The organism is Candidatus Pelagibacter communis (assembly GCF_001179845.1).
GTDB classification, from domain to species: Bacteria; Pseudomonadota; Alphaproteobacteria; order Pelagibacterales; family Pelagibacteraceae; genus Pelagibacter; species Pelagibacter ubique_Q.
Genome location: NZ_CVSB01000063.1, coordinates 1 through 22,052 on the forward strand (window position 1 = coordinate 1; position 22,052 = coordinate 22,052).

Annotated in this window: 25 protein-coding genes and 1 riboswitch; of the genes, 18 read left to right on the plus strand and 7 right to left on the minus strand. The window is 28.3% G+C overall.

What is annotated here, in order from left to right; all coding sequences use genetic code 11:
* The 3 genes from AMN81_RS06050 to AMN81_RS06060 form a co-directional block, all read left to right on the plus strand.
* The coding region (locus tag AMN81_RS06050; RefSeq protein WP_072091199.1) for a penicillin-binding protein 1A at positions 1 to 1,657 on the plus strand (1,657 nt) is incomplete at its 5' end.
* Positions 1,657 to 2,758 (plus strand): peptide chain release factor 2 gene (gene prfB, locus AMN81_RS06055; protein ID WP_320408695.1). Its coding sequence is split into 2 segments (ribosomal slippage): positions 1,657 to 1,725 and positions 1,727 to 2,758, totalling 1,101 coding nucleotides; the frame shifts between segments, so codons are not numbered across the junction. The genes AMN81_RS06050 and prfB, both read left to right, overlap by 1 nt.
* Entirely contained in the window at positions 2,748 to 5,177 is a 2,430-nt protein-coding gene (locus AMN81_RS06060; protein ID WP_072091202.1) for an AsmA-like C-terminal region-containing protein, read from the plus strand. Before prfB ends, AMN81_RS06060 begins: the two co-directional genes overlap by 11 nt.
* Here AMN81_RS06060 and tyrS read toward each other — a convergent pair.
* Entirely contained in the window at positions 5,174 to 6,403 is a 1,230-nt protein-coding gene (gene tyrS / locus AMN81_RS06065) for a tyrosine--tRNA ligase (RefSeq protein WP_072091203.1), read from the minus strand. The two genes, AMN81_RS06060 and tyrS, sit on opposite strands and share 4 nt — an antisense overlap.
* A 45-nt stretch (positions 6,404 to 6,448) precedes the next feature.
* On the opposite strand from tyrS, the gene AMN81_RS06070 reads away from it, so the two are divergent.
* Complete coding sequence (locus tag AMN81_RS06070) at positions 6,449 to 7,591, plus strand: anhydro-N-acetylmuramic acid kinase (RefSeq protein ID WP_072091205.1); 1,143 nt, start codon at positions 6,449 to 6,451, stop codon at positions 7,589 to 7,591.
* Here AMN81_RS06070 and AMN81_RS06075 read toward each other — a convergent pair.
* A complete protein-coding gene (locus AMN81_RS06075) occupies positions 7,588 to 8,232 on the minus strand; it encodes an alpha/beta hydrolase (protein WP_072091269.1) in 645 nt (214 codons plus the stop codon). The genes AMN81_RS06070 and AMN81_RS06075 overlap by 4 nt on opposite strands.
* A 149-nt stretch (positions 8,233 to 8,381) precedes the next feature.
* Here AMN81_RS06075 and AMN81_RS06080 point away from each other — a divergent pair, with 149 nt between their 5' ends.
* The 9 genes from AMN81_RS06080 (at position 8,382) to AMN81_RS06405 (ending at position 14,788) form a co-directional block, all read left to right on the plus strand.
* Complete coding sequence (locus tag AMN81_RS06080) at positions 8,382 to 8,807, plus strand: Rrf2 family transcriptional regulator (RefSeq protein WP_072091208.1); 426 nt, start codon at positions 8,382 to 8,384, stop codon at positions 8,805 to 8,807.
* A gap of 1 nt (position 8,808) precedes the next feature.
* Positions 8,809 to 10,251, plus strand: coding sequence for a Fe-S cluster assembly protein SufB (sufB, locus tag AMN81_RS06085; protein WP_072091209.1), 1,443 nt, complete (start codon positions 8,809 to 8,811; stop codon positions 10,249 to 10,251).
* A 1-nt stretch (position 10,252) separates the two neighbouring features.
* Entirely contained in the window at positions 10,253 to 10,987 is a 735-nt protein-coding gene (gene sufC, locus AMN81_RS06090; RefSeq protein WP_072091211.1) for a Fe-S cluster assembly ATPase SufC, read from the plus strand.
* Positions 10,988 to 12,235, plus strand: a complete 1,248-nt coding sequence (sufD, locus tag AMN81_RS06095) for a Fe-S cluster assembly protein SufD (RefSeq protein ID WP_072091212.1) — start codon at positions 10,988 to 10,990, stop codon at positions 12,233 to 12,235.
* The gene (locus tag AMN81_RS06100) at positions 12,232 to 13,449 is read left to right on the plus strand and encodes an aminotransferase class V-fold PLP-dependent enzyme (RefSeq protein ID WP_072091214.1); all 1,218 of its coding nucleotides are present in this window, start codon (positions 12,232 to 12,234) and stop codon (positions 13,447 to 13,449) included. The genes sufD and AMN81_RS06100 overlap by 4 nt, the downstream gene beginning before the upstream one ends.
* Positions 13,449 to 13,913, plus strand: a complete 465-nt coding sequence (gene sufU, locus AMN81_RS06105; RefSeq protein ID WP_072091216.1) for a Fe-S cluster assembly sulfur transfer protein SufU — start codon at positions 13,449 to 13,451, stop codon at positions 13,911 to 13,913. Before AMN81_RS06100 ends, sufU begins: the two co-directional genes overlap by 1 nt.
* Before the next feature lie 3 nt (positions 13,914 to 13,916).
* A complete protein-coding gene (locus AMN81_RS06110) occupies positions 13,917 to 14,216 on the plus strand; it encodes an SUF system Fe-S cluster assembly protein (RefSeq protein ID WP_072091217.1) in 300 nt (99 codons plus the stop codon).
* Complete coding sequence (locus AMN81_RS06115; RefSeq protein ID WP_072091219.1) at positions 14,216 to 14,551, plus strand: HesB/IscA family protein; 336 nt, start codon at positions 14,216 to 14,218, stop codon at positions 14,549 to 14,551. The genes AMN81_RS06110 and AMN81_RS06115 overlap by 1 nt, the downstream gene beginning before the upstream one ends.
* Before the next feature lie 66 nt (positions 14,552 to 14,617).
* Positions 14,618 to 14,788 carry a hypothetical protein gene (locus AMN81_RS06405; RefSeq protein WP_023855029.1) on the plus strand — a complete coding sequence of 57 codons (171 nt, stop codon included), beginning with the start codon at positions 14,618 to 14,620 and terminating at the stop codon, positions 14,786 to 14,788.
* A 9-nt stretch (positions 14,789 to 14,797) separates the two neighbouring features.
* Here the strand turns inward: AMN81_RS06405 and glnA are convergent, their stop codons facing one another.
* On the minus strand, positions 14,798 to 16,204 hold the full coding sequence (glnA, locus tag AMN81_RS06120) for a type I glutamate--ammonia ligase (protein ID WP_072091220.1): 1,407 nt from the start codon (positions 16,202 to 16,204) through the stop codon (positions 14,798 to 14,800).
* 137 nt (positions 16,205 to 16,341) lie between these two features.
* Between glnA and AMN81_RS06125 the strand changes: the two genes are divergently transcribed.
* Positions 16,342 to 16,824 (plus strand): YbaK/EbsC family protein, encoded by a 483-nt coding sequence (locus AMN81_RS06125; RefSeq protein ID WP_072091222.1) that lies wholly within the window; start codon positions 16,342 to 16,344, stop codon positions 16,822 to 16,824.
* On the plus strand, positions 16,821 to 17,708 hold the full coding sequence (locus AMN81_RS06130; RefSeq protein WP_072091224.1) for a DMT family transporter: 888 nt from the start codon (positions 16,821 to 16,823) through the stop codon (positions 17,706 to 17,708). Before AMN81_RS06125 ends, AMN81_RS06130 begins: the two co-directional genes overlap by 4 nt.
* On the opposite strand, the gene AMN81_RS06135 is transcribed toward AMN81_RS06130, so the two are convergent.
* The 3 genes from AMN81_RS06135 to AMN81_RS06145 all read right to left on the minus strand — a co-directional run bounded on the left by AMN81_RS06135 (position 17,701) and on the right by AMN81_RS06145 (position 20,139).
* Entirely contained in the window at positions 17,701 to 18,603 is a 903-nt protein-coding gene (locus AMN81_RS06135; protein ID WP_072091225.1) for a homocysteine S-methyltransferase family protein, read from the minus strand. The genes AMN81_RS06130 and AMN81_RS06135 overlap by 8 nt on opposite strands.
* A gap of 7 nt (positions 18,604 to 18,610) precedes the next feature.
* A riboswitch (SAM riboswitch) is annotated at positions 18,611 to 18,674 on the minus strand.
* 91 nt (positions 18,675 to 18,765) lie between these two features.
* Complete coding sequence (locus AMN81_RS06140; RefSeq protein WP_072091227.1) at positions 18,766 to 19,356, minus strand: putative 2OG-Fe(II) oxygenase; 591 nt, start codon at positions 19,354 to 19,356, stop codon at positions 18,766 to 18,768.
* 36 nt (positions 19,357 to 19,392) lie between these two features.
* Entirely contained in the window at positions 19,393 to 20,139 is a 747-nt protein-coding gene (locus AMN81_RS06145) for a sulfite exporter TauE/SafE family protein (RefSeq protein WP_072091228.1), read from the minus strand.
* A 9-nt stretch (positions 20,140 to 20,148) separates the two neighbouring features.
* Here AMN81_RS06145 and AMN81_RS06150 point away from each other — a divergent pair, with 9 nt between their 5' ends.
* Complete coding sequence (locus tag AMN81_RS06150) at positions 20,149 to 20,649, plus strand: molybdenum cofactor synthesis domain-containing protein (RefSeq protein ID WP_072091230.1); 501 nt, start codon at positions 20,149 to 20,151, stop codon at positions 20,647 to 20,649.
* On the opposite strand, the gene AMN81_RS06155 is transcribed toward AMN81_RS06150, so the two are convergent.
* The gene (locus AMN81_RS06155; protein WP_072091233.1) at positions 20,650 to 20,895 is read right to left on the minus strand and encodes a DUF1244 domain-containing protein; all 246 of its coding nucleotides are present in this window, start codon (positions 20,893 to 20,895) and stop codon (positions 20,650 to 20,652) included. It lies immediately after the preceding gene.
* A gap of 21 nt (positions 20,896 to 20,916) precedes the next feature.
* Between AMN81_RS06155 and AMN81_RS06160 the strand changes: the two genes are divergently transcribed.
* Together AMN81_RS06160 and AMN81_RS06165 are read left to right on the plus strand one after the other, a co-directional pair.
* The gene (locus AMN81_RS06160) at positions 20,917 to 21,483 is read left to right on the plus strand and encodes a CoxG family protein (protein ID WP_072091235.1); all 567 of its coding nucleotides are present in this window, start codon (positions 20,917 to 20,919) and stop codon (positions 21,481 to 21,483) included.
* A 96-nt stretch (positions 21,484 to 21,579) separates the two neighbouring features.
* The gene (locus tag AMN81_RS06165; RefSeq protein ID WP_072091236.1) at positions 21,580 to 22,041 is read left to right on the plus strand and encodes a (2Fe-2S)-binding protein; all 462 of its coding nucleotides are present in this window, start codon (positions 21,580 to 21,582) and stop codon (positions 22,039 to 22,041) included.
* Positions 22,042 to 22,052: the final 11 nt, after the last annotated feature.

Genomic DNA, 22,052 nt, shown 5'->3' on the forward strand with positions numbered 1-22,052 from the left:
TTTAGTTTTAAAAAATTTGTTAGATAATAATTATATAACTTCAGAATGGTTTGAAAAACTTACAAAAAAGGAAATAATTTTAAAAAAAAATAAAAAAATTTATTTAGAAGATGCTCAATATTTTATTGAAGATGTGAGAAAGAGCGTAATTGAAACTTTGAGCTATGATAAAGTTTACAAACAAGGTTTTAATATCAATACTCCAATAGATTTAAATTTACAAACAATTGCAACAAAATCACTTAGAGATGGATTAATAGCATATGATAAAAGAAAGGGATGGAGAGGACCACTTACTAACAAGAATTATAATTCAGAATGGAAAAAAGATTTAGAAAAATATAAATTAGAAAATTCAATTAATTGGAAATTAGCAATAGTCAAAAAGATAAATAAATTTTCGGCAGAAATAGAAACAGAAGATAATATCAAAGGTGTTATTGAATATCAGAGTATTTCTTGGACAAAAAAAGAATTTAATAAATTATTAAAACCTGGTGATATTATTTATGTTAAAAATCTTAAAGATAATATTTTTAACTTAAAACAATTACCAAAAGTAAATGGTGGAATTGTTGTGATGGATCCATTTACTGGAAGAGTTTTAGCGCTAAGCGGTGGTTTTAGTTTTAAACAAAGTGAATTTAACAGAGCAACTCAAGCTAAAAGACAACCTGGATCAGCTTTTAAACCATTTGTTTATGCATTAGCCTTAGAGAATGAATTTACACCAACATCATTAGTTCTAGATGCACCGCTGGTTTTAGACCAAGGAGATGATTTAAAAATGTGGAAACCAGAAAATTATGGAAAAAAATTTTATGGACCTTCGACTTTAAGGGTTGGTTTGGAGAAATCTAGAAATTTAATGACAGTAAGAATTGCCCAAAATCTTGGGGTAAAGAAAATAGTTGATTTTTCAAAAGCATTAAAAATTTATGATAATCCAGAAGAACTTTTATCCATATCTTTAGGATCTGCTGAAACAACTTTGTTAAAACTTACATCTGCTTATTCAGTTTTTGTTAATGGAGGAAAACTTGTTGAACCAATACTGATAGATAGAATTCAGGACAGCGAAGGAAGTACTATTTTTAATAATGATAAAAGAAAATGTATTAATTGTGATCAAATTTCTTATTTAACCAACGATTATCCAGAGATTAAAAATAACTATAAGCAAATTTTTTCTCCAGAAACAGCTTTTCAAATGACATCAATCTTAGAAGGAGTTGTTCAAAGAGGTACAGCTAAAAAACTAAAAGACTTAAATTTAAATATTGCAGGTAAAACTGGAACAACAAATAAAAATACAGATACTTGGTTTATAGGTTTTACCTCAAATGTACTAGTTGGTGTTTATGTTGGTTCAGATAATCCAACTCCATTAGGAAAATATGAAACGGGATCTAAAACGGCTTTGCCAATATTCAAAAGTTTTATTAGTGATTCTATTAACAAAAATGATGCAAGACCATTTAAGGCTGCTAAAGGTACAGTGATGATGGTTGTTGACCCTTTAACAGGTCAAAAAGCAAAATTTAACTCAAAGAATACTATTATTGAGGTTTTTAAAAAAAAAAATGTGGTTGATGGAAAAGTACTTTATACAAATTCAGATAGATTAGATTCAAATAATATATTAAAGTTTTATTAATGCATAATAATTTTCAAAATTTAAAAGAAGAGATTGAAAAGATAAATCAAAAAATACAGGAGTATCTTTGAAAAAAACAATATCCATTCAAAGCTACAATCTTTAAACTCACAAATGCTGAGTGCCGATTTTTGGCAAGATAAAAATAATTCTCAAAGAGTAATCAAAGAAAAGAAATTTTATGAAGATTTAACTAATTCTTTAAATAATAATGTCGAAAAACTAAAAGATTTAGATGATTTGAGTCAACTGGCATATGAAGAAGAGAATTTACAAGTTCAAAATGAAGTTTTACAAAATATAAAAGATTTAAGAAATGAAGTTAAAAAAAATGAAATTAAATGTTTTTTATCTAATGAAGCAGACCCTTTAAATTGTTATATAGAAATACATGCTGGTGCTGGAGGTACAGAAAGTCAAGATTGGGCTGATATGCTTAGAAGGATGTACTTAAAATGGTCTGATAAAAAAAATTTTAAATCAAGTTTAATAAGTGAGCATAAAGGAGATGAAGCTGGAATTAAATCTGCGACGATCAAAATAGATGGGGATTATGTTTTTGGATGGTTAAAAAAAGAGTCAGGAATACATAGATTGGTTAGGATTTCTCCATTTGATTCTGGAGCAAGAAGACATACAAGTTTTGCAAGTGTTTGGATTTATCCAGTTGTAGATGAAAATATAAATATAGAAATTTTAGAAAAAGATTTAAGAATAGACACTTATCGTTCCAGTGGAGCAGGCGGCCAGCATGTTAATACTACTGATAGCGCAGTTAGAATAACACACATTCCTTCAAAAATTGTTGTTCAATGTCAAAATGAAAGATCTCAACATAAGAACAAAGAAACATGCATGAACATGTTGAAAGCAAGGTTATATGATTATGAAATTAAAAAAAGGGAGGAAGAAAATCAAAATGTTGAAAGTTCCAAATCAGAAATAGGTTGGGGCCATCAAATTAGATCTTATGTTCTTCAACCTTACAGACTTGTAAAAGATAATAGAACTAGTTTTGAAAGCACTAGTCCAGATAAAGTATTAGATGGCGATCTTGATGAATTTTTGGAACAATCACTTTATAAATTAAATGAAAAATAATATTTTAAAATATTTTAGTCTGCTTCTGTCAGTCTTAGTTATTTTGACAGTTTATCTCACCACTATAGGTATAGAGACAGATAAATTTAATGATCAAATTAAAAAGAGAATTTTACTAATAAATAAAAAGATAGATATAGATTTAAAAAAAATTAAATTAACTCTAGATCCTTTTAAATTAAAAATTTATGCAAAAACAATTGGTGCCACAGTATATTTTGCAAAAAGACCTCTACAATTAGAAAGTATTAAAACGCAAGTTTCACTTAGTTCTTTAATTAAAAATGAAATTTCATCATCAAATATAGAGGTAAAAACTAAGTCTATATTATTAGATGATTTAATTAAATTTATTCGGACCATAAATAATAAACCTCAATTATTTATATTAGAAAAAATTGTAAATAAAGGTCATGTAATTATAGATCTGAGTTTGAATATCGATGAAAATGGTAAACTTAAAAATGATTTTATCATTGAAGGTTTGATAAAAGATGCAAGTATTAATTTTTTAAATAAGGCAAATTTTAAGAATATAAATTTTAATTTCAATTTTCGAAAAGATAATTATTTTTTTAATGAACTAAATTTTAAAGTGGAAGAAGTGAAATTTCTTTCAAAAAAACTTAATGTAAAAAAGAAAAAAAATAGTTTTTTAGTTGATGCTATTATTGAAAACGATCAATCAAGTTTAAATTCAAATATATTAAAATTATTAAATTTTAGTTTTGAAAATATAATTATTGATGATGCTAAATTTAAAACAAATAATGAATTTTCTTTGGAAATAGATGAAAAATTCAAAGTTAAAAATATTATATTGAGTTCTGATATAAATATTACTCAAATAAAATATAAAAAATTAAAAATAATTAATAATTATTTTCCAGAAGTTGACGACTTAATTTTACTTGACAATCATAAATTAAATTTAAATTACAAGGATAACAATTTATCAATTAATGGTAAGGGGCAAATACAGTTAAATACTGATGAAGTAGATGAAATTAAATATTTAATAAGTAAAAAAGATAAGGATTTAATTATAGAATCAGATTTATTTTTAAAAAATATAGTTTTAGAACAACAGGATTTTTTAAAAATCTTTTTCCCTCAAACTAATAGAAATATTAATTTTAATAATCAAAAATTAAAAGTTAATTATAAAAACAATAATCTAACTTTTTCAGGTTCCGGAAAATTTAAAATCGATAAAGATTTTGAAGAAATTGATTATTTTATTGAGAAAAAAGAAAATAAAATAAGTTTTAATACTAATTTAAACGTAAAAAGTACATTATTTAAAATTGATAAAATAAACTTTAAAAAAAAAGATAATAGTCAAATGTATCTTCAAATTAATGGAGAACTAAAAAATAATAAAAAAATGAATATAAATAACTTTATTATTTATGAAGAAAAAAATAACATTAAAATTAAGAATTTATCTCTTAACGATTCTAATCAAATAATGAAAATTGATCAGGCAAATTTCAATTATGTAGATACAGAAAATAAAAAAAATAATTACAACATAAAAAAAGTAGAGGGCCAAAAATACTTAATTGATGGCACTTCATTTAATGCAAATTCTTTAATTTCGAATTTATTAGATGCCGATGAAAAAAAAGAAAACAGTCTTTTTGAAAATAATATAAGCCTGGACCTAAACTTTGATGAAGTTTACTTTGATAAAATATACTTTGTTAAGGATTTAAAAGGGAAGATTAATATTATTAATAACAAATTAGAAGAAGCAGATATTTTAGCCTTTTATAACAATTCACAAAATATAAAATTTACAATTAAAACAAATGATCGAGGTGAAAAAATTACAACTCTTTTTTCATCTAAGGCAAAACCACTAGTAGATAAATACAAATTCATTAAAGGTTTTGAAGATGGTAATGAAGGATATTTAGATTTCTCCTCTCTAAAAAAAGACGGAATTTCAACTTCCAAGTTGGTTATAGATAATTTTAAAGTTAAAGAAATTCCTGCATTAGCAAAGTTGTTAGCACTTGCATCTCTTCAAGGATTAGCAGACTTACTTACAGGAGAAGGGATTAGATTTACAGATTTTGAGATGAATTTTACAAATCAAGATGAACTTATGAAAATTCAAGAGTTATACGCAATTGGCCCAGCAATATCTATTTTATTGGAAGGATACATTCAGGAAGATAAATTAATAAGTTTGAGAGGAACTTTAGTTCCAGCGACAACAATTAACAGGTCTATTGCTTCAATACCTTTGCTTGGAGATCTATTGATTGGAAAGAAAGTGGGCGATGGTGTTTTTGGAGTCAGCTTTAAAATTAAAGGTCCTCCTAAAGATTTAGAAACTACTGTAAATCCAATAAAAACTTTAACACCTAGGTTTATTACTAGAACTTTAGAAAAAATTAAAAAAAATTAATTTAACTCTATTTTAATATGTCTTTTTTTTCCGAGTGAAAGTTTAAGATAATTATCTTTAAATAAATTTTTATTGATTTCGAATTTTTCATCTGAAATAACGTCATCATTTATTTTTACCGCATTCCCTTTTATAAGTCTTCTAATTTCACTTTTCGAGTTTTCTAGTTTAGATAATAAAACAAGCTCTACTATATTTATTTTTTCTTCTATTTTATCTGATTGGATATTAACTTTAGGTAAGTTCGAACCCAGAGCGTTTCCAGAAAATGCTTCTTTTGCTGCTTGCTCAGAATTTTTAGCTGCTTCCTTTCCATGCAACATTTCTGTGGTTTTATTAGCAAGTAGTATTTTTAATTCATTTATATCTTTATCTTTAATTGTTTCTATTTCCTTAATTTCAATTTCAGTAAACATTTTTAAAAATTTAATTACATCTCTATCATCTACGTTTCTCCAAAATTGCCAATAATCATAAGCTGATAAGTATTTTTCATCTAACCAAATAGCCCCACTTTCAGTTTTTCCCATTTTAGCACCAGTTGCAAGTGTAATTAGTGGAGTTGTTAAACCAAAGGCTTGGTTATTAGAATATCTTTTAATAAGCTCAACACCATTAACAATGTTTCCCCATTGATCTGAACCTCCCATTTGCAAGAGACAATTTTCTTTCTTATTTAATTCAAGAAAATCGTATGCTTGTAAAATCATGTAATTAAACTCCATGTAGCTTAGAGACTGCTCTCTATCTAATCTAAGTTTTACACTATCAAATGTTAACATTCTATTTATCGTGAAATGTTTTCCTATATCTCTTAAAAAAGAAATATAATTTAAATCTTTAAGCCAAGTATGATTATTTACAAATATTGGTTTTGTATTTGGATCATTATTATCTAAAAATTTTTTTAAAATATTTTTAATATTTTTAATATTTTTCTCAATCTCCTCTTCGCTTAGTATTTTTCTAGTTTTGTCTTTACCAGACGGATCCCCAATTCTTGTAGTTCCTCCACCAAGTAAAACTATTGGTCGATGTCCATTTTTTTGTAGTAGTCGCAAACACATTATTTGCAATAAGCTACCCACATGTAAGCTTTCAGCTGTACAATCAAACCCTATGTAACCTTTAATCTTTTCTTGATCTAATTGTTTAGATAATTCATCTTCACTTGTACATTGATAGAAAAAACCTCTATCTTTAAATTCTTTTAAAAATTTATTCATAAGTTTATAGTTACAATATACAAATTTTTTTTAAAAAACATATCAATGAAAAAAAAATTATATACTGCAATTGGACTAATGAGCGGAACATCTATGGATGGTATTGATTTATCTATAATTAGCTCAGATGGATACGATGAATTTTCAAATATTTTAGATGATTATTATGAGTATGATAAAAATATTCAGGATCAGTTAGTTCGATTAAGAGATTTAGTCTTAACAAAGAAAGATCTTTTACAAAATTCAGAAAAATTAAGAGAATTAGAGCGTAATTTAACTCTTTTTCACGCTGATGCAGTTAATCAATCATTAAAAAAATATAGAGATCCCATTGATTTGATAGGTTTTCATGGTCAAACAATTTTTCATAACCCAAAGGAAAAAATTACCAATCAATTAGGAGATGGGAAATTGTTATCTCAAATGGTCAAAAAAAAAGTCATATATGATTTTAGACAAGCAGATATTCAAAATAATGGACAAGGTGCACCTTTGACTCCAATTTTTCATCACATTTTATCAAAAAAAATTAATAAAAATTTTAATATTAAATTTCCAATAGGTTTCTTGAATATTGGCGGTATCGCAAATGTTACAAAAGTTAAAAATGACTCTGATAATTTTCAAAATAATCTTTCTGCTTTTGATATAGGCCCTGGTAATTGTTTAATTGATGAATGGGTAAGAAAGAATTCAAATAAAAAATTTGATAAAAATGGTGAAATAGCCAATTCAGGGAGAGTTGATCAATTAATTCTTAATCAGGCAATAGATAATTTTAAAATAAATTCTTACTCCCACTCATTGGATATTAAAAATTTTGATATATCCTTTGCAAGAGGCTTATCTTTAGAAGAAGGTTGTGCTACTATAACAGACTTTACAGCATATTTAATTGCAGAAGGGTTAAAATATATTAGTAAAGAAAATAGTATTACATTTTTACTCTGTGGTGGTGGTAGAAAAAATAACAATCTAATTAATCGTATAAAAAATTACATATCAAATGAAAATTATATTAATTTGGAAAGTATAGATAATTATAATTTAAATGGTGATTATATTGAATCCCAGGCATTTGGATTTTTAGCTATAAGGTCTTTTTTGAATTTACCAATTTCTTTTAGCGCAACAACTGGTTGTAAAGAATTTACGGTAGGTGGAAAACTGGTCGAAAATTTTTAATATAGTGCTGTTTCTTTTTTTATATATTTATCAAGATGTTTAATTAAAGAATCGCTTGTTTTTGAAAAAAAGTGGTTAGCCTCTGATATTGCATTAAATTCTACTTTAATACCTTTTTGTGCACTTAATCTTTTATCAAGTTCAGTAATATATTCTACTGGTACCAATTCATCTTTTTTACCGTAAGCAACCAAGCCTGAAGTTGGACATGGAGATAAAAAAGAAAAATCATAAACATTTGGTTGAGGTGAAATTGCTATAAATCTGTTTATTTCTGGTCTTCTCATTAATAATTGCATTGCAATCAAAGATCCAAATGAAAATCCTGAAACCCAACATTGTGAATTGTCAAAATTTTCTCTTTCTAACCAATCTAAAGCAGCTGCTGCATCTGCAAGTTCGCCTTGACCATTATCAAATTCTCCATCACTTTTACCAACACCTCTGAAATTTACTCTGCAAACCGAAAAATCATTATCCATAAATGTATGAAAAGTATCTACTACTACTTTATTATTCATAGTTCCTCCATATTGAGGATGGGGCTGTAACACTAAAGCAATCGGTGAAGTATTTTTTTTACTTTTATAATATTTAGCCTCAAGTCTTCCTGCAGGACCAGGTATAAATATTTCTAAAATTTTATTATCCATATGCGATATTGATTATTATTCTCAAAAAAAATGTACGTTTATCATAAGTCAGCGACAATATGTTAGTTTTTTTTTATACTCTAAACTTGACCATTTTAGTCAAGTATGTATAAAAACCCACAATTTAAGGGTAAAAAATGAAACTTACATCAAAAGGTAGATATGCTGTCATGGCATTAGTCGATTTAGCCAGGTTTGATAATATCAATCCTGTATCACTGAGAGACATATCATTAAGACAAGGTATATCTTTAGATTATCTAGAACAAATTTTTTCTAAATTAAAAAAAAACGAAATTGTTAAAAGCATTAGAGGAACGCAAGGAGGGTACGTACTTAATAAAAATCCAAATGATATAAAATTAACAAATATCTTTCATGCAGTTGATGAAAAAGTAAAAACTGTTCAATGTAAAAAAGAATCTAAAAAAGGATGCAACGGCAAAGCTACAAAGTGCATTACTCATAATTTATGGGACGAGTTAGAGATACACATAAATACATTCTTTGAAAATAAAAGCCTAAAAGATTTACTAAATAACAATAAAGAAACAAGAGTTTAGAATGGACAACAGACAAAAAGAAATAAATAATTTAAAAGACTATAAATATGGTTTTTCAACGGATATAGAAAATATTCAAGCTCCAAAAGGTTTGAATGAAGATGTTATTAAATTTATTTCAAATATAAAAAAAGAACCTGCATGGATGCTTGAATTCAGACTCAAAGCTTTTGAGAGATTTAAGGTATTAAAAGAACCGGATTGGCAGAAACCTAAATTTCCAAAAATTGATTATCAAGATTTATATTATTACTCTGCTCCTAAAAGCATGAAAGATAAGCCAAAAAGTTTAGATGAACTGGATCCTAAACTTTTAGAAACTTATAAAAAACTTGGAATTCCTTTGCAAGAGCAAGCGAGATTAAATGGAATAGCTGTTGATGCTGTATTTGATTCAGTTTCTGTAGCTACTACCTTTAAAGATGAATTAACTAAACAAGGAATAATATTTTGCCCTATATCAGAGGCAATTCAAAATCACCCTGAATTAGTCAAAAAATATTTAGGATCTGTAATTCCAACAAGTGATCATTTTTTTGCAACATTAAATTCAGCAGTTTTTACAGATGGTTCATTTGTATACATTCCAGAAGGTGTTAGATGTCCAATGGAACTATCAACTTATTTTAGAATTAATGCATCTAATACAGGTCAATTTGAAAGAACTTTAATTATTGCAGATAAAGGAAGTTATGTAAGTTACTTAGAAGGATGTACAGCTCCAATGAGAGATGAAAATCAATTACATGCTGCTAATGTAGAACTAATTGCACTTGATGATGCGGAAATAAAATATTCAACTGTTCAAAATTGGTATCCAGGTGATCAAGATGGCAAAGGTGGAATTTATAATTTTGTAACAAAAAGAGGTTTATGCAAGGGAAAAAATTCAAAAATTTCATGGACACAAGTTGAAACAGGTTCTGCAATTACCTGGAAGTATCCTAGTTGTATTCTTAAAGGAGATAACTCTGTTGGCGAGTTCTATTCAATAGCTATTACTAACAATCATCAAAAAGCAGATACAGGTACTAAAATGATCCATCTAGGTAAAAATACTAAAAGTAAAATAATTTCTAAAGGAATATCAGCAGGTAGTTCAGATATGACATATAGAGGTTTAGTTGATATTTCATCAAAAGCTAAAAATTCAACTAATTATACTCAGTGCGACTCTTTATTAATGGGTAACAGATGTGGAGCTCACACTGTTCCTTATATAAAAAATAAAAATTCTGAGTCCAATATTGCTCATGAGGCAACCACATCCAAGATTAGTGAAGAGCAGCTACATTATTGTCAACAAAGAGGATTAAATCCAGAGGAAGCTGTTGGCTTAATTGTTAACGGTTTTTGTAAGGAAGTATTGCAACAATTACCTATGGAATTTGCTGTAGAAGCGCAAAAACTTGTAGGTATCAGTCTGGAAGGAAGTGTTGGTTAATATGCTTAAAATAAACAATTTAAATGCAACCATCGATAAAAAGTCTATTTTAAACGGACTATCCTTAAATATAAATCCCGGTGAGGTTCATGCAATTATGGGCCCTAATGGATCTGGAAAAAGTACTTTGTCCAATATTTTATCAGGAAAAAAGGGATATGAAGTTTCCGGGGAAGTTCTTTTTGAAGAAAAAGATTTATTTGAACTTGAAACAGAGGAAAGAGCACACAAGGGTATATTTTTAGCTTTTCAATATCCTTTAGAAATTCCAGGTGTAAATACAAATATATTTTTAAAAACTTCTTTAAATGCTGTTAGAAAAGCTAGGGGTGAGAAAGAGCTCGATGCTATTGAGTTTCTAAAATTGGTAAAAGAAAAGTCTAAAGAATTAAAATTTGATGAGGAAAAATTAAACAGACAATTAAATGTTGGTTTTTCTGGAGGTGAAAAAAAGAAAAATGAAATTTTACAGATGTCGTTGCTAGCTCCAAAACTTTCAATCCTAGATGAGACTGATTCTGGTTTAGATATTGATGCTTTAAAAATTGTTGCAGATGGAGTTAATACATTAAGAGATAAAAATAATTCATTTCTAATTATTACACACTACCAAAGATTACTTGATTATATAAAACCTGACTTTGTTCATGTTTTGATGAATGGAAAAATTGTAAAATCTGGTGGTCCAGATTTAGCACTAGAGTTAGAAAAAAAAGGATATGAAAATTTTAATTAAATGAAAGAACAATTACAAAAAGATTTTGATAATAGTATAAAAAATTTAAGTTTATCTCAAAAAGATATGGAAATAAAAAAATTTTGTTTAGATAATTTTATAGACAAAGGTTTTCCAAATAAAAAAGAAGAAGATTGGAAATTTTCAGATCTTAATCAAATAATAAAAAATAATATTGGAGAACTTAGTTTTTATAATGATCAAGCTTCTACTAATAAAGTTGATACCTCTGTATTTGTAGATGGATTAGAGCACAATAAAATAGTTTTTATAAATGGTAGAATTGAAAAAATTGATTTTGAATATGAAAAAAAAGATCAAATAGAAATAATTGGTCAATCAGAAACTATAAATGAATTTAAAAATAGCAATTCATTATCTGACTTAAATAATGCCTTTACTAATAAATGTTTTAAAATATTGGTAAAAAAAGGTTATCAGTTAGCAAAACCTCTTATTATCTATCATACAACAAATTCAAAAATTTGGTCTAAAAACATTAATTTACGACTTAATTTTGAACTAGATAAAGATAGTTCATTAAGATTAATCGATTTGTTTAATGATACATCTGAAAAGAATTTTTTAAATATATTTTATAACTTTGAATTAAAAGAAAATGCAGTTTTAAAAAATTATAAAGTAGATAAATTTGAGAATAAAAACATTAAATATTCTTTTAACAATATTGATCAAGATAAGAACAGTATTTCTGAAACATTTATTTTATCCTCTGGATCAAATTTTTCTAAAAATGAGATAAATTGTAATTTAAATGGAGTTTATGCATCAGCTTTTGTAAATGGTGTTTTTTCATTGAATAATGATAAACATCACGAAATCAGATCAATTATAAATCATCTAACTGAAAATACAAAAAGTTATCAACTAATTAAAAGTGTTTTAGATGAAAGTTCTAAAGCAGTTTATCAAGGAAAAATATTTGTAAATTCGGACGCCCAGAAAACTGATGGATATCAATTAAGTAAAGCAATATTACTGAATAAAGAGTCAGAGTTTAATGCCAAGCCTGAATTAGAAATTTATGCTGATGACGTTAAATGTTCGCATGGTTCAGCTTCAGGAAGTTTAAATGGAGATTCTATATTTTATTTAATGTCTAGAGGTTTGAGTTATCAGCAATCAAGAGAGCTATTAATCAATGGTTTTTTACTTGATGTTGTTGAAAAAATTACTGACCCAGAAATAAAAAATTTAATAAAAAATATGATTGGAATTAAAGAATGAATATTGATCAGATAAAAAAAGAATTTCCAATTTTTGATGAAAAAATCCAAAATAATGATCTAGTTTATTTAGATAGTGCGAATTCATCTCAAAAACCCAAGATAGTTGTGGATAGAATTAATGAATTTTATACCAAACAATTTTCAAATGTTGGTAGAAGTGTTCATTATCTTGCTGTTGCAGCTACTAATTTGTATGAAAATACAAGAACATCTGTTCAAAAATATATTAACGCTAAAGATAAAAATGAAATTGTCTTTACAAAAGGTGCTACCGAAGCATTAAATTTAGTTGCTAATACATTGGGTCAAAGCTACTTACAGGAAGGTGATGAAGTATTAATTACAGAGCTAGAACATCATTCAAATTATGTACCATGGCATTTCTTAAGGAAATCAAAAAATATAAAAATTAATTTTGCTGAAATAAATGAAGAGGGTGAAATCACCCTTGAGGAAATAGAAAAAAAAATAACTCCAAAAACAAAATTAATTTCTATTACTCATCTGTCGAATGTAACAGGTGCAATTTTACCCGTAAAAGAAATTACCCAGCTTGCACATTCAAAAGGAATAATTGTTGTAGTCGATGGATGTCAGGGAGCGCCACATTTAAAATTAGATATGCAAGATTTAGATTGTGATTTCTATGCAATTTCATGTCACAAAATGTATGGACCTACAGGTTTGGGAGTTCTTTACGGTAAGAAAAAATGGTTAGAAGAATTACCTCCATATCAAGGTGGTGGAGGAATGATAAATGAAGTTAAAAAAGATAGGATTTCCTATGGTGAATTGCCAAACAAATACGAGGCAGGAACTATGGCCACAGCACAAGTAATTGCTTTTGACCAATCAATAAAATTTTTAGAAAGCATTGGCATAGAAAATGTTATGAAACATGAAGCAGATCTAGTTGAATATGGACAAGAGTTATTACAAAAAAATAACTCAGTTAAACTTATTGGAAATCCAAAAAATAAAGGAGGGGTTTTATCATTCACTATAGAAGGAGTTCATCCTCATGATATTGCAACCATCTTGGATGAAGACGGGGTTGCAATAAGAGCAGGACATCATTGTTGTCAAATTCTTCATGACAAATTAAATATCCCAGCTAGTGCTAGAGCATCAGTTGGTATTTATAATACAAAAGAAGATTTAGATCAGCTAAACCAGTCAATAAATAACTGTAAAAAAATATTTAATTTATAATGAATTTAAAAGAGTTATATCAAGAAATTATATTAGAACACGGTAAGAATCCTAGAAATCTTAGAAAGACAGAAGGTTTTAATAAAGACGCCAAAGGTAATAATCCTCTTTGTGGTGATAATGTTCATGTTTACTTAAAACTAAATGGACAAAAAATTGTAGAAGATGCATCCTTCGAAGGGAGTGGTTGTGCGATTTCAATGGCTTCAGCCTCTATAATGACAGATTTAATTAAAGGAAAAAATGAGCATGAGGCTAAAGAGATAGTTGAGGATTTTTTGGGCATGATTAAGGAAAATCCTGAATTAAAATCTGAGTATTTGAGTGAAGATGAAAAAACTAAACTAATGTGTTTATCTGGTGTTAAGCAATATCCAATGAGAGTTAAATGTGCAACTTTATCTTGGCATACAATGGTTTCCGCTTTTGATGAAAAAACAGAAGAAGTAAAAACAGAGAATTAAATTATGACAAAAAAAGATGAAATAATTGAGGAAATAAGAAAAATTTATGACCCCGAGTTACCTGTAAATATCTACGAATTAGGTTTGATTTATGATATTAAAGTAAAAGATGAAAAGTTTGCTATTATCAAAATGACACTAACAACTCCAAACTGTCCAGTTGCGGAAAGTTTACCAAAAGAAGTTAAAGAGGGCGCAATGCAAGTTGAAGGTATAGAGGATGTAGATCTTGAATTAGTTTGGGATCCTCCCTGGAATAAAGATATGATGTCAGAGGCAGCAAAATTGGAATTGAATTTGTAATGAACCCAATAATTAAATTAAGTGATAACGCAGCTTTAAGAATAAAAGAGATAATGTCTAATGCTGAAAAAGATTCTATTGGTGTTAGAGTATCAGTGAAATCTGGTGGTTGTGCAGGGATGTCTTATGTAATGGAGTATACAAAAGAGTTAAATCCTAACGATGAAGTTATTGAGGATAAGGGTGTGAAAGTATTCGTAGATTCAGCTGCTATTATGTATCTTCTTGGCACTGAAATGGATTACAAAAAGGAAGAATTGTCCTCGTCATTTGTGTTTAATAATCCTAATGAAACTGAGCGTTGTGGCTGCGGAGAGTCCTTTAAAATATCATAAGTTGTATTATCCCACTAATTGCATATCTGTATTGCATTATATGCATATCTAGTATATAGATTCTTTATGAACAAATTTGAGTTTAAAAATCTTGTTAAAAACTTAAAAGACTCTTTAAAGGAGAAAACATTCTTTAAAGAACTACGTAAAGAAGTTGAAACTGGTGCGAACGGCACACAAGATTACGTAGTTAAAAAAGGTGTTAACAAAGATACAATTGCAACCACTAGACAGTAATAAAGTTTATTAGCTACTGTAATACATCTCAAACTCTACAGGATGAGGTGCATGTTCAAATTTGTGTATTTCTTCAAACTTCAGAGCAATATAAGCATCAATCTGATCGTCAGTAAAGACACCTCCCTGAGTTAAAAACTCTCTGTCTTTATCTAAACTTTCCATTGCTTCTCTTAAAGAACCACAAACTGTTGGAATGGCTTTAACTTCTTCAGGTGGTAATTCATATAAATCTTTATCAAAAGATTCACCTGGATGAATTTTATTTTTAATTCCATCAATTCCAGCCATTAACATAGCTGCGAAAGTTAAATATGGGTTTCCTGCAGCATCTGGAAATCTAATTTCACATCTAGCACCTTTTTTGCTTAATGTAATCGGTATTCTACAAGATGCAGATCTGTTTCTTGCTGAATATGCAAGAAGAACTGGTGCTTCAAAACCAGGTATTAATCTTTTGTAGCTGTTTGTTGTAGAGTTAGCAAAGGCATTAATTGCTTTAGCATGTTTAAGAATTCCACCAATATAATGCAAAGCAGTTTCACTCAAACCAGCATAAGCGTCTCCTGAAAATACCGGAGTATCACCTTTCCAAATAGATTGGTGAATGTGCATACCTGAACCATTATCACCAGCAACTGGTTTTGGCATAAAAGTTGCAGTTTTTCCAAATGAATGTGTAACCATTTGAACAACATATTTATATAATTGCACGTTATCAGCTTGGTTTACTAAAGTTCCAAAATACATTCCAAGCTCGTGCTGACTAGGAGCAACTTCATGGTGATGTTTTTCAACTTTAATACCAACTTCTTTCAAATTTTTAAGATACTCACCACGCATGTCTTGTTCACTATCAACTGGTGGTACTGGGAAATATCCTCCTTTAATTTGAGGTCTATGACCCATATTTCCATTTTCATATTCTTTACCTGAATTGTAAGGACCTTCTTTACTATCTAATTTAAATCCACACTCATTCATATCATTTTTGATTCTTACATCATCAAAAACAAAAAATTCTGGCTCAGGTCCAAAAAAAGCTTTATCACCTATACCTGAAGCTTTTAAATATTCTTCAGCTTTTTTAGCAACACCTCTTGGATCTCTTTCATAAGGATCTTTTTTAATTGCATCTAGAATGTCACAAAACAAAACCACAGTATTATGAGACGTAAAAGGATCCATGAACATTCTTGCAGTATCAGGTTTTAAAATCATGTCAGACTCATTAATTGCTTTCCAACCTGCAATTGACGAACCATCAAAAAAGACACCTTCATTCAACATATCTTCATCAACTATTGAAGCATCCATTGTTAAGTGTTGAAGTTTTCCTCTTGGATCAGTGAATCTTAGATCCACAAATTCTGCTTCTTTTTCTTTGATAAATTTTAATACGTTTGCTGCACTCATTTTGTCTCCTATGTAATTTTGTTTGGCCTAATTAGCAAAAAAATACCTAAAAATATTGCTTATTTAATAAATAACACCTATGCAATTTTCACATAAGTAGTGTAATTAGTCACTAAAATAATAAATATATTTAACTTGTGAATTCAATATTAAATAAAGAGCCGGTTTTAAGAGCAGAAAAATCACTAAAACAATTTAACCCAGATCTTAAAGTGATTGTTTTAGAGCAAACTGCCAGAACAGCTAACGATGCAGCTACAGCTTTAGGTTGCAAAGTAGGAGCCATTGTCAAAAGCTTACTTTTTAAAGCAGGGGATAGTTATGTTTTATGTTTAGTTTCTGGAGATAAGAGGTGTTCATTAAATAAATTAAAAAAAATTTTAGATGAAAAAGATGTTTCAATGGCGAACCCAGAGGATGTTAAAAAAATTACTGGATATACAATTGGTGGAGTATCTCCAACAGGACATTTAACAAAAATAAAAATTTTTATTGATGAAACTTTAAATAGATTTTCTTCTATTTTTGCAGCCGCAGGTCATCCTAATGCTATTTTCGAAATAAATTTTGAAAATTTGATTGCATTAACTTCTGGTGAGATAAAAGAGATAACAGAATGAGACAACCAAAATTAATTGATTATTTTTTATTAACAATATTGTCTCTTATATGGGCTTCTGCGTTTTTTAATATAAAAATAGCAACTTATTCTTTTGGTCCAGTTACAATTGCTTTCCTGAGGGTATTTTTTGGAGCAATTCCAGTTTTACTATTGTGTTATTTTAAAAATATTAAAGTTGAAGCTTTTTCTAAAGATTGGCATTGGTTTGCAATGATAGGGTTTATTAATTTAGTAGCTCCATTTTTCTTAATTGCTTATGGAGTTAAATCAGTTCAAAGTAACTTGGCAGCTATATTGATGTCAACTACTCCTTTAAGCTCCACAGTGCTAGCTCATTTTTATACAAAAAATGAAAAATTTAATTTAGTAAAAACTATTGGAATTTTAATTGGGTTTTCTGGAATAGTTTTTTTATTTTCTGACAATCTCTTAATAGATGAAAATAATTTTGTTTCAGCTTTATTAATATTACTTGGATCAACCTGTTATGTTATAGGCGGAGTATTAACATTAAAAATAAGTAAGAAAAAAAATGAAAATGTAACTGGATCTATTTTAATTTGGGCAATAATTATTTTGTTACCATTAACATTTTTAATTGAACAACCATTTGAAACTATGCCAAGAACAGATTCTTTGATATCGGCTATTTATTTAGGAATTGTTCCTACAGGTATTGCTTGGTTGTTACGTTTTAGAATTTTGACTACAAACGGACTAATTTTTCAATCTCAAGTTTCTTATTTGATACCAATTTTTGGAACTATTTTAGGTTACATATTTTTAAAAGAATTAATAACATTAAAAGTTTTAGTATCTTTAGTTGCTGTTTGTATAGGTATTTACTTTGTTAAAAGAGGTGGAAACAAACAAACTATTTAATTTTTGCCATTGCTTCTATATGTGATGGTCTAGTTTCACAACAACCACCAATAATAGTTGCCCCATGTTCTTTAAACTTCTTTGCAATTTCCTGAATTTTTTCTGGTGTAAAATCTTCACGGTGACCTAAAAACTCATTGGGATTTCCTTTTGTTTTTAAATAATTAGCTGTATACCCATTTTTTGGCTTAGTGGTTTTAAAGCCATTTAATTTAAATCCAAAAGGAACATTTAATTTTTTTAATTCCTCTAAATTTAATTCATAATTTTCTGGGGAAACACACGACAACATTACACCTAAAAGATTATCATCAAGTATATTTTTAATTTCTGAAATTTTTTCACCACTAGGTAACTTTGTTCCCTCAGAAATATGGATCCCAACTAAATAAGGCTTATTCAATTCTTTGATTGCTTCGATACCACATTTAAATTCTTTAATGCTGCTCCAAACATCAAAGTAATAAAAATCTACATATTCATTTAATAATCTAGCCTGTTCATTAAAGTCTTTAGTGATTTCAGCCTCACTTCTTCTATCCTCTTCATAAGTTAAATGTTGAGGAGGCAAACCCCCGGCAATCTTAATATTAGGGAAATCTTTTTTTACATTTACAGCAATTTCACCAGCTTTTTTATTAAGGTATTCAAATTTGTCCTCGATATTATTGTCTCTCAGCCTCTTTCTTCTAGTTGTGAAAGTAGTTGTAACGATTACCTCAGCTCCTGCTTTTACAAAATCCTTATGAGTGTCTTCTAAAAGCTTGTGGTAATCAGAGTTTAATATTGCGTTCGCACTCCACAAAGTTCCATTTGGTTTCATGCCACGAGCTAAAAGTTCTTGTCCCATTCCACCATCTAATATTCTTGTTTCTTTAAAAAAATTAATATTCATTTTGTCCTCACTTTTTTAGTGCTTTAGCTTTATGCTAGGTGCACAATATAGTTCAACTACCTTGCTTATTTGATTATTTTGGGATTTCCATTTTAGCAGTTTATGCCCGCAATAGGATCAAATCGGCAACTATCTTTTAATTGATAAATGAATGTTTGTAAACTATTTATCTAAAATAATTTTAGCATTAAAAGAAAAAGATCTCCTTTCAGCATTAATATTAAATGGATATGCAGTATGCATCAAATAGTTTGGAAAAATTATTAAGTCCCTTTCTTTAGGTACAATATTAAAAATACTTCTGCTCAAAAAACCTCTTTGTCCATTTATAAAATCAATTGTGCCGTTAGTCTTATCTTTTTTGTTTATTAAAAATTTATTTTTAGTCATATCTTTTGGTACTTTTAAATAACCAACGCCAGATAAATCTCCATCATGATAATGGATAGGGTTATATTCATCTTTAAATTGACTAACTACCCATAAATTTAATATTTTTATATTTTTAACTTTTTTAATTTTTTCATTTTTAAGAAAATCTTTGATATTTTTTTTTATTTCTCTCTCTAAATTCTTTTTTATAAAATTATTTGAAATTTTAATTTCTTTTTTAATTTGACTGGCTAATTTAGAACTATAATCATTATTTTTTGTTAAAACTTTATTATCAATCTCTTTATTCAAGATATTTAAAAATTTCTTTGAAATTTTTGTCTTTCCAATTGATGGACCAAAAGGCTTAATATTTTTCATAATGCTTAGATATATTAAAAGGATATTTATTCAAGATTAAGCAATAAGTTTAATTCCCATTCTTATTGCGACAAAAATTACAAGAAAAGAAGTTAGTAGAGCTAAAATTTTATTCGATAAAAATTTAATGTTTAATAAGCTACCAATTTGTCCTCCAATAAGCACCGCTAAAAACAATGGCCAATAGTTAGTAACCTGATGTAAAACCTGATCTTTTGTCAACTGTCCAGCTATCCCAAAGATAGAATTGATTAAAATAAACAAAGATGCACTACTGGTGATATGTCTAGGGTATCCAGCTTTCATTAAAAATAGAAGAGGGCTTAAAAAAATTCCTCCGCCAATTCCTACTAACCCTGACATAAAGCCAATTATCGATCCAATGGAAATTGAGATTAATCTTGGTATTTTATTAATTTTAACTTGCTCTTTATTAAAAGATTTACTTTCAATTAATAAAAAAATTCCTGCGACCAACAAAACACAAAATAATAAAATCTCAAATAAACTTTTTTCAATTTTTATTGATCCTCCAATAAAGGCAAAAGGTATGGAGCCAATTAAATAAGGAAAAAGTAAATTAAAGTTTATATTCTTAGATCTTATAAAATTAATAGAATTACCAGATACAACAATAATATTACATACAAGGGCTATAACTGGAAATATTGTGTAAGGCACACCCCAAATTAAAAGTAATGCGAGATATGTTGAGCCTCCCCCAAAACCAACACTTGAGTATATTAATGCAGTTACAAAGAAAAGAATTGATAATATAATCATTTTTAAATTATGGATGTAAATATAGCTTTATTAACTGTAACAGATACAAGAACATTTGATAATGATAAATCGGGTGCAATCTTGGTTGAAAAAATTAAAGAAGCTAAACATCAATTAATTGATAGAAAAATTTGTAAAGACAATAAAGAAGATATTGTAAAAATTTTAAAAGAATGGACTAATCAAAAAGATATAGATGTGATTATAACTACGGGAGGAACAGGTCTTACTGGAAGAGATATAACTCCTGAAGCGATTGATGAAATTGCAGATAAACATATACCTGGATTTGGGGAGGTTTTTAGAACAATAAGTCTAAAAACAGTTGGAACATCATCTATACAATCTAGAGCTTGTGCAGTTTTATCCAATGGAAAATATGTATTTGCATTACCTGGATCTTCTGGAGGTGTTACTGATGCATGGGATGGAATATTAAAGCATCAACTAGATATTAATCACAAACCTTGTAATTTTGTTGAATTATTTCCTAGACTTAAGGAAAAATAATTATTTTTGATATTTGTCTTTCCATTCAGAGTAAGGCATTCCATAAACATGCTCTCTTGCATCAGGATCAGAAATTTCAATTCCTTTTTTTCCCGCCTCTTCTCTGTACCACTTAGAAAGACAGTTTCTACAAAAACCTGCAAGATTCATCAGATCTATATTTTGTACATCTTTTCTTTCTCTAAGATGAGATATAAGCCTTTCGAATGCTGCAGACTGTAATTCTTTTTTTGTATTTTCGTCCATAATTTATTATATGTTTAATTTATGAAATTAACAGGATCTTATAAAATTAATTTGGAGAAACAAAAAGTTTGGGATGCTTTAAATGATCCAGAAATACTAAAACAAGCAATCCCTGGGTGTGAAGAGTTTAATAAAAAATCTGACACTGAATTTTCTGCAAAAGCTACAAATAAAATTGGACCTTTTAATGCTACATTTTCTGGTGACATTGAATTGAAAGATTTGAATCCTCCTAATAGTTATAAGATTTCAGGATCTGGAAATTCTTTAGTTGGTTTTGCTTCAGGAGAAGCTGAAGTTAAACTTGAAGATACAGACAAAGGAACAAATTTAATTTATTCCGTTGAAGCACAAGTAGGTGGTAAAATTGCACAGGTAGGCTCAAGACTTATTGATATGACAGCAAAAAAGATGGCAGATATTTTTTTTGGTAAATTTTCTGAATTAATTTCTTCTGAAAAAAATGAATCAATTGAGATAGCCGAGACTGTCGACCAAAAAGTACCTGTGTCAAAAATTAATTATAGATATTTAACAGCCGCAGTAGTTCTAGGAATTTTCTTAATTTATTGGATGTTTTTAAAATAAATTCTAGTCTTACTAGAGTTTAAATTTGATAGTTGCCTTTACATTCCCAAAATGATTAAATCTTAAAGGGTAAAGATATTAATTAAAGGAGAGATTATGGGTAAAATTTCACTAGAAGTTAATGGAAGAAAAGTCGAAAAAGAAGCATCAGATAACACTTTACTATCTACATTTTTAAGAGAGCATTTACAGTTAACAGGTACACATATTGGATGTGACACTAGTCAATGCGGAGCATGTGTAGTTCATGTTGATGGAAATTCTTTAAAAAGTTGTACGGCTTTAGCAGCTGACGTTAATGGATCAAAAGTTACAACAATTGAGGGTTTAGAAACAAATGGAAAAATGCATCCAATGCAGGAAGCGTTCAAAAAACTTCATGGCTTACAGTGTGGTTTTTGTACTCCAGGAATGGTTATGAGCGCAGTTGATCTTTTGCAAAAAAATAAAAAACCATCAGATACAGAAATTAGAGATTGGTTAGAGGGAAATATTTGTAGATGTACTGGTTATCAAAATATTGTTTCAGCTGTTAAAGAAGCAGCAACAAAAATGTAATTTTAAGGAGG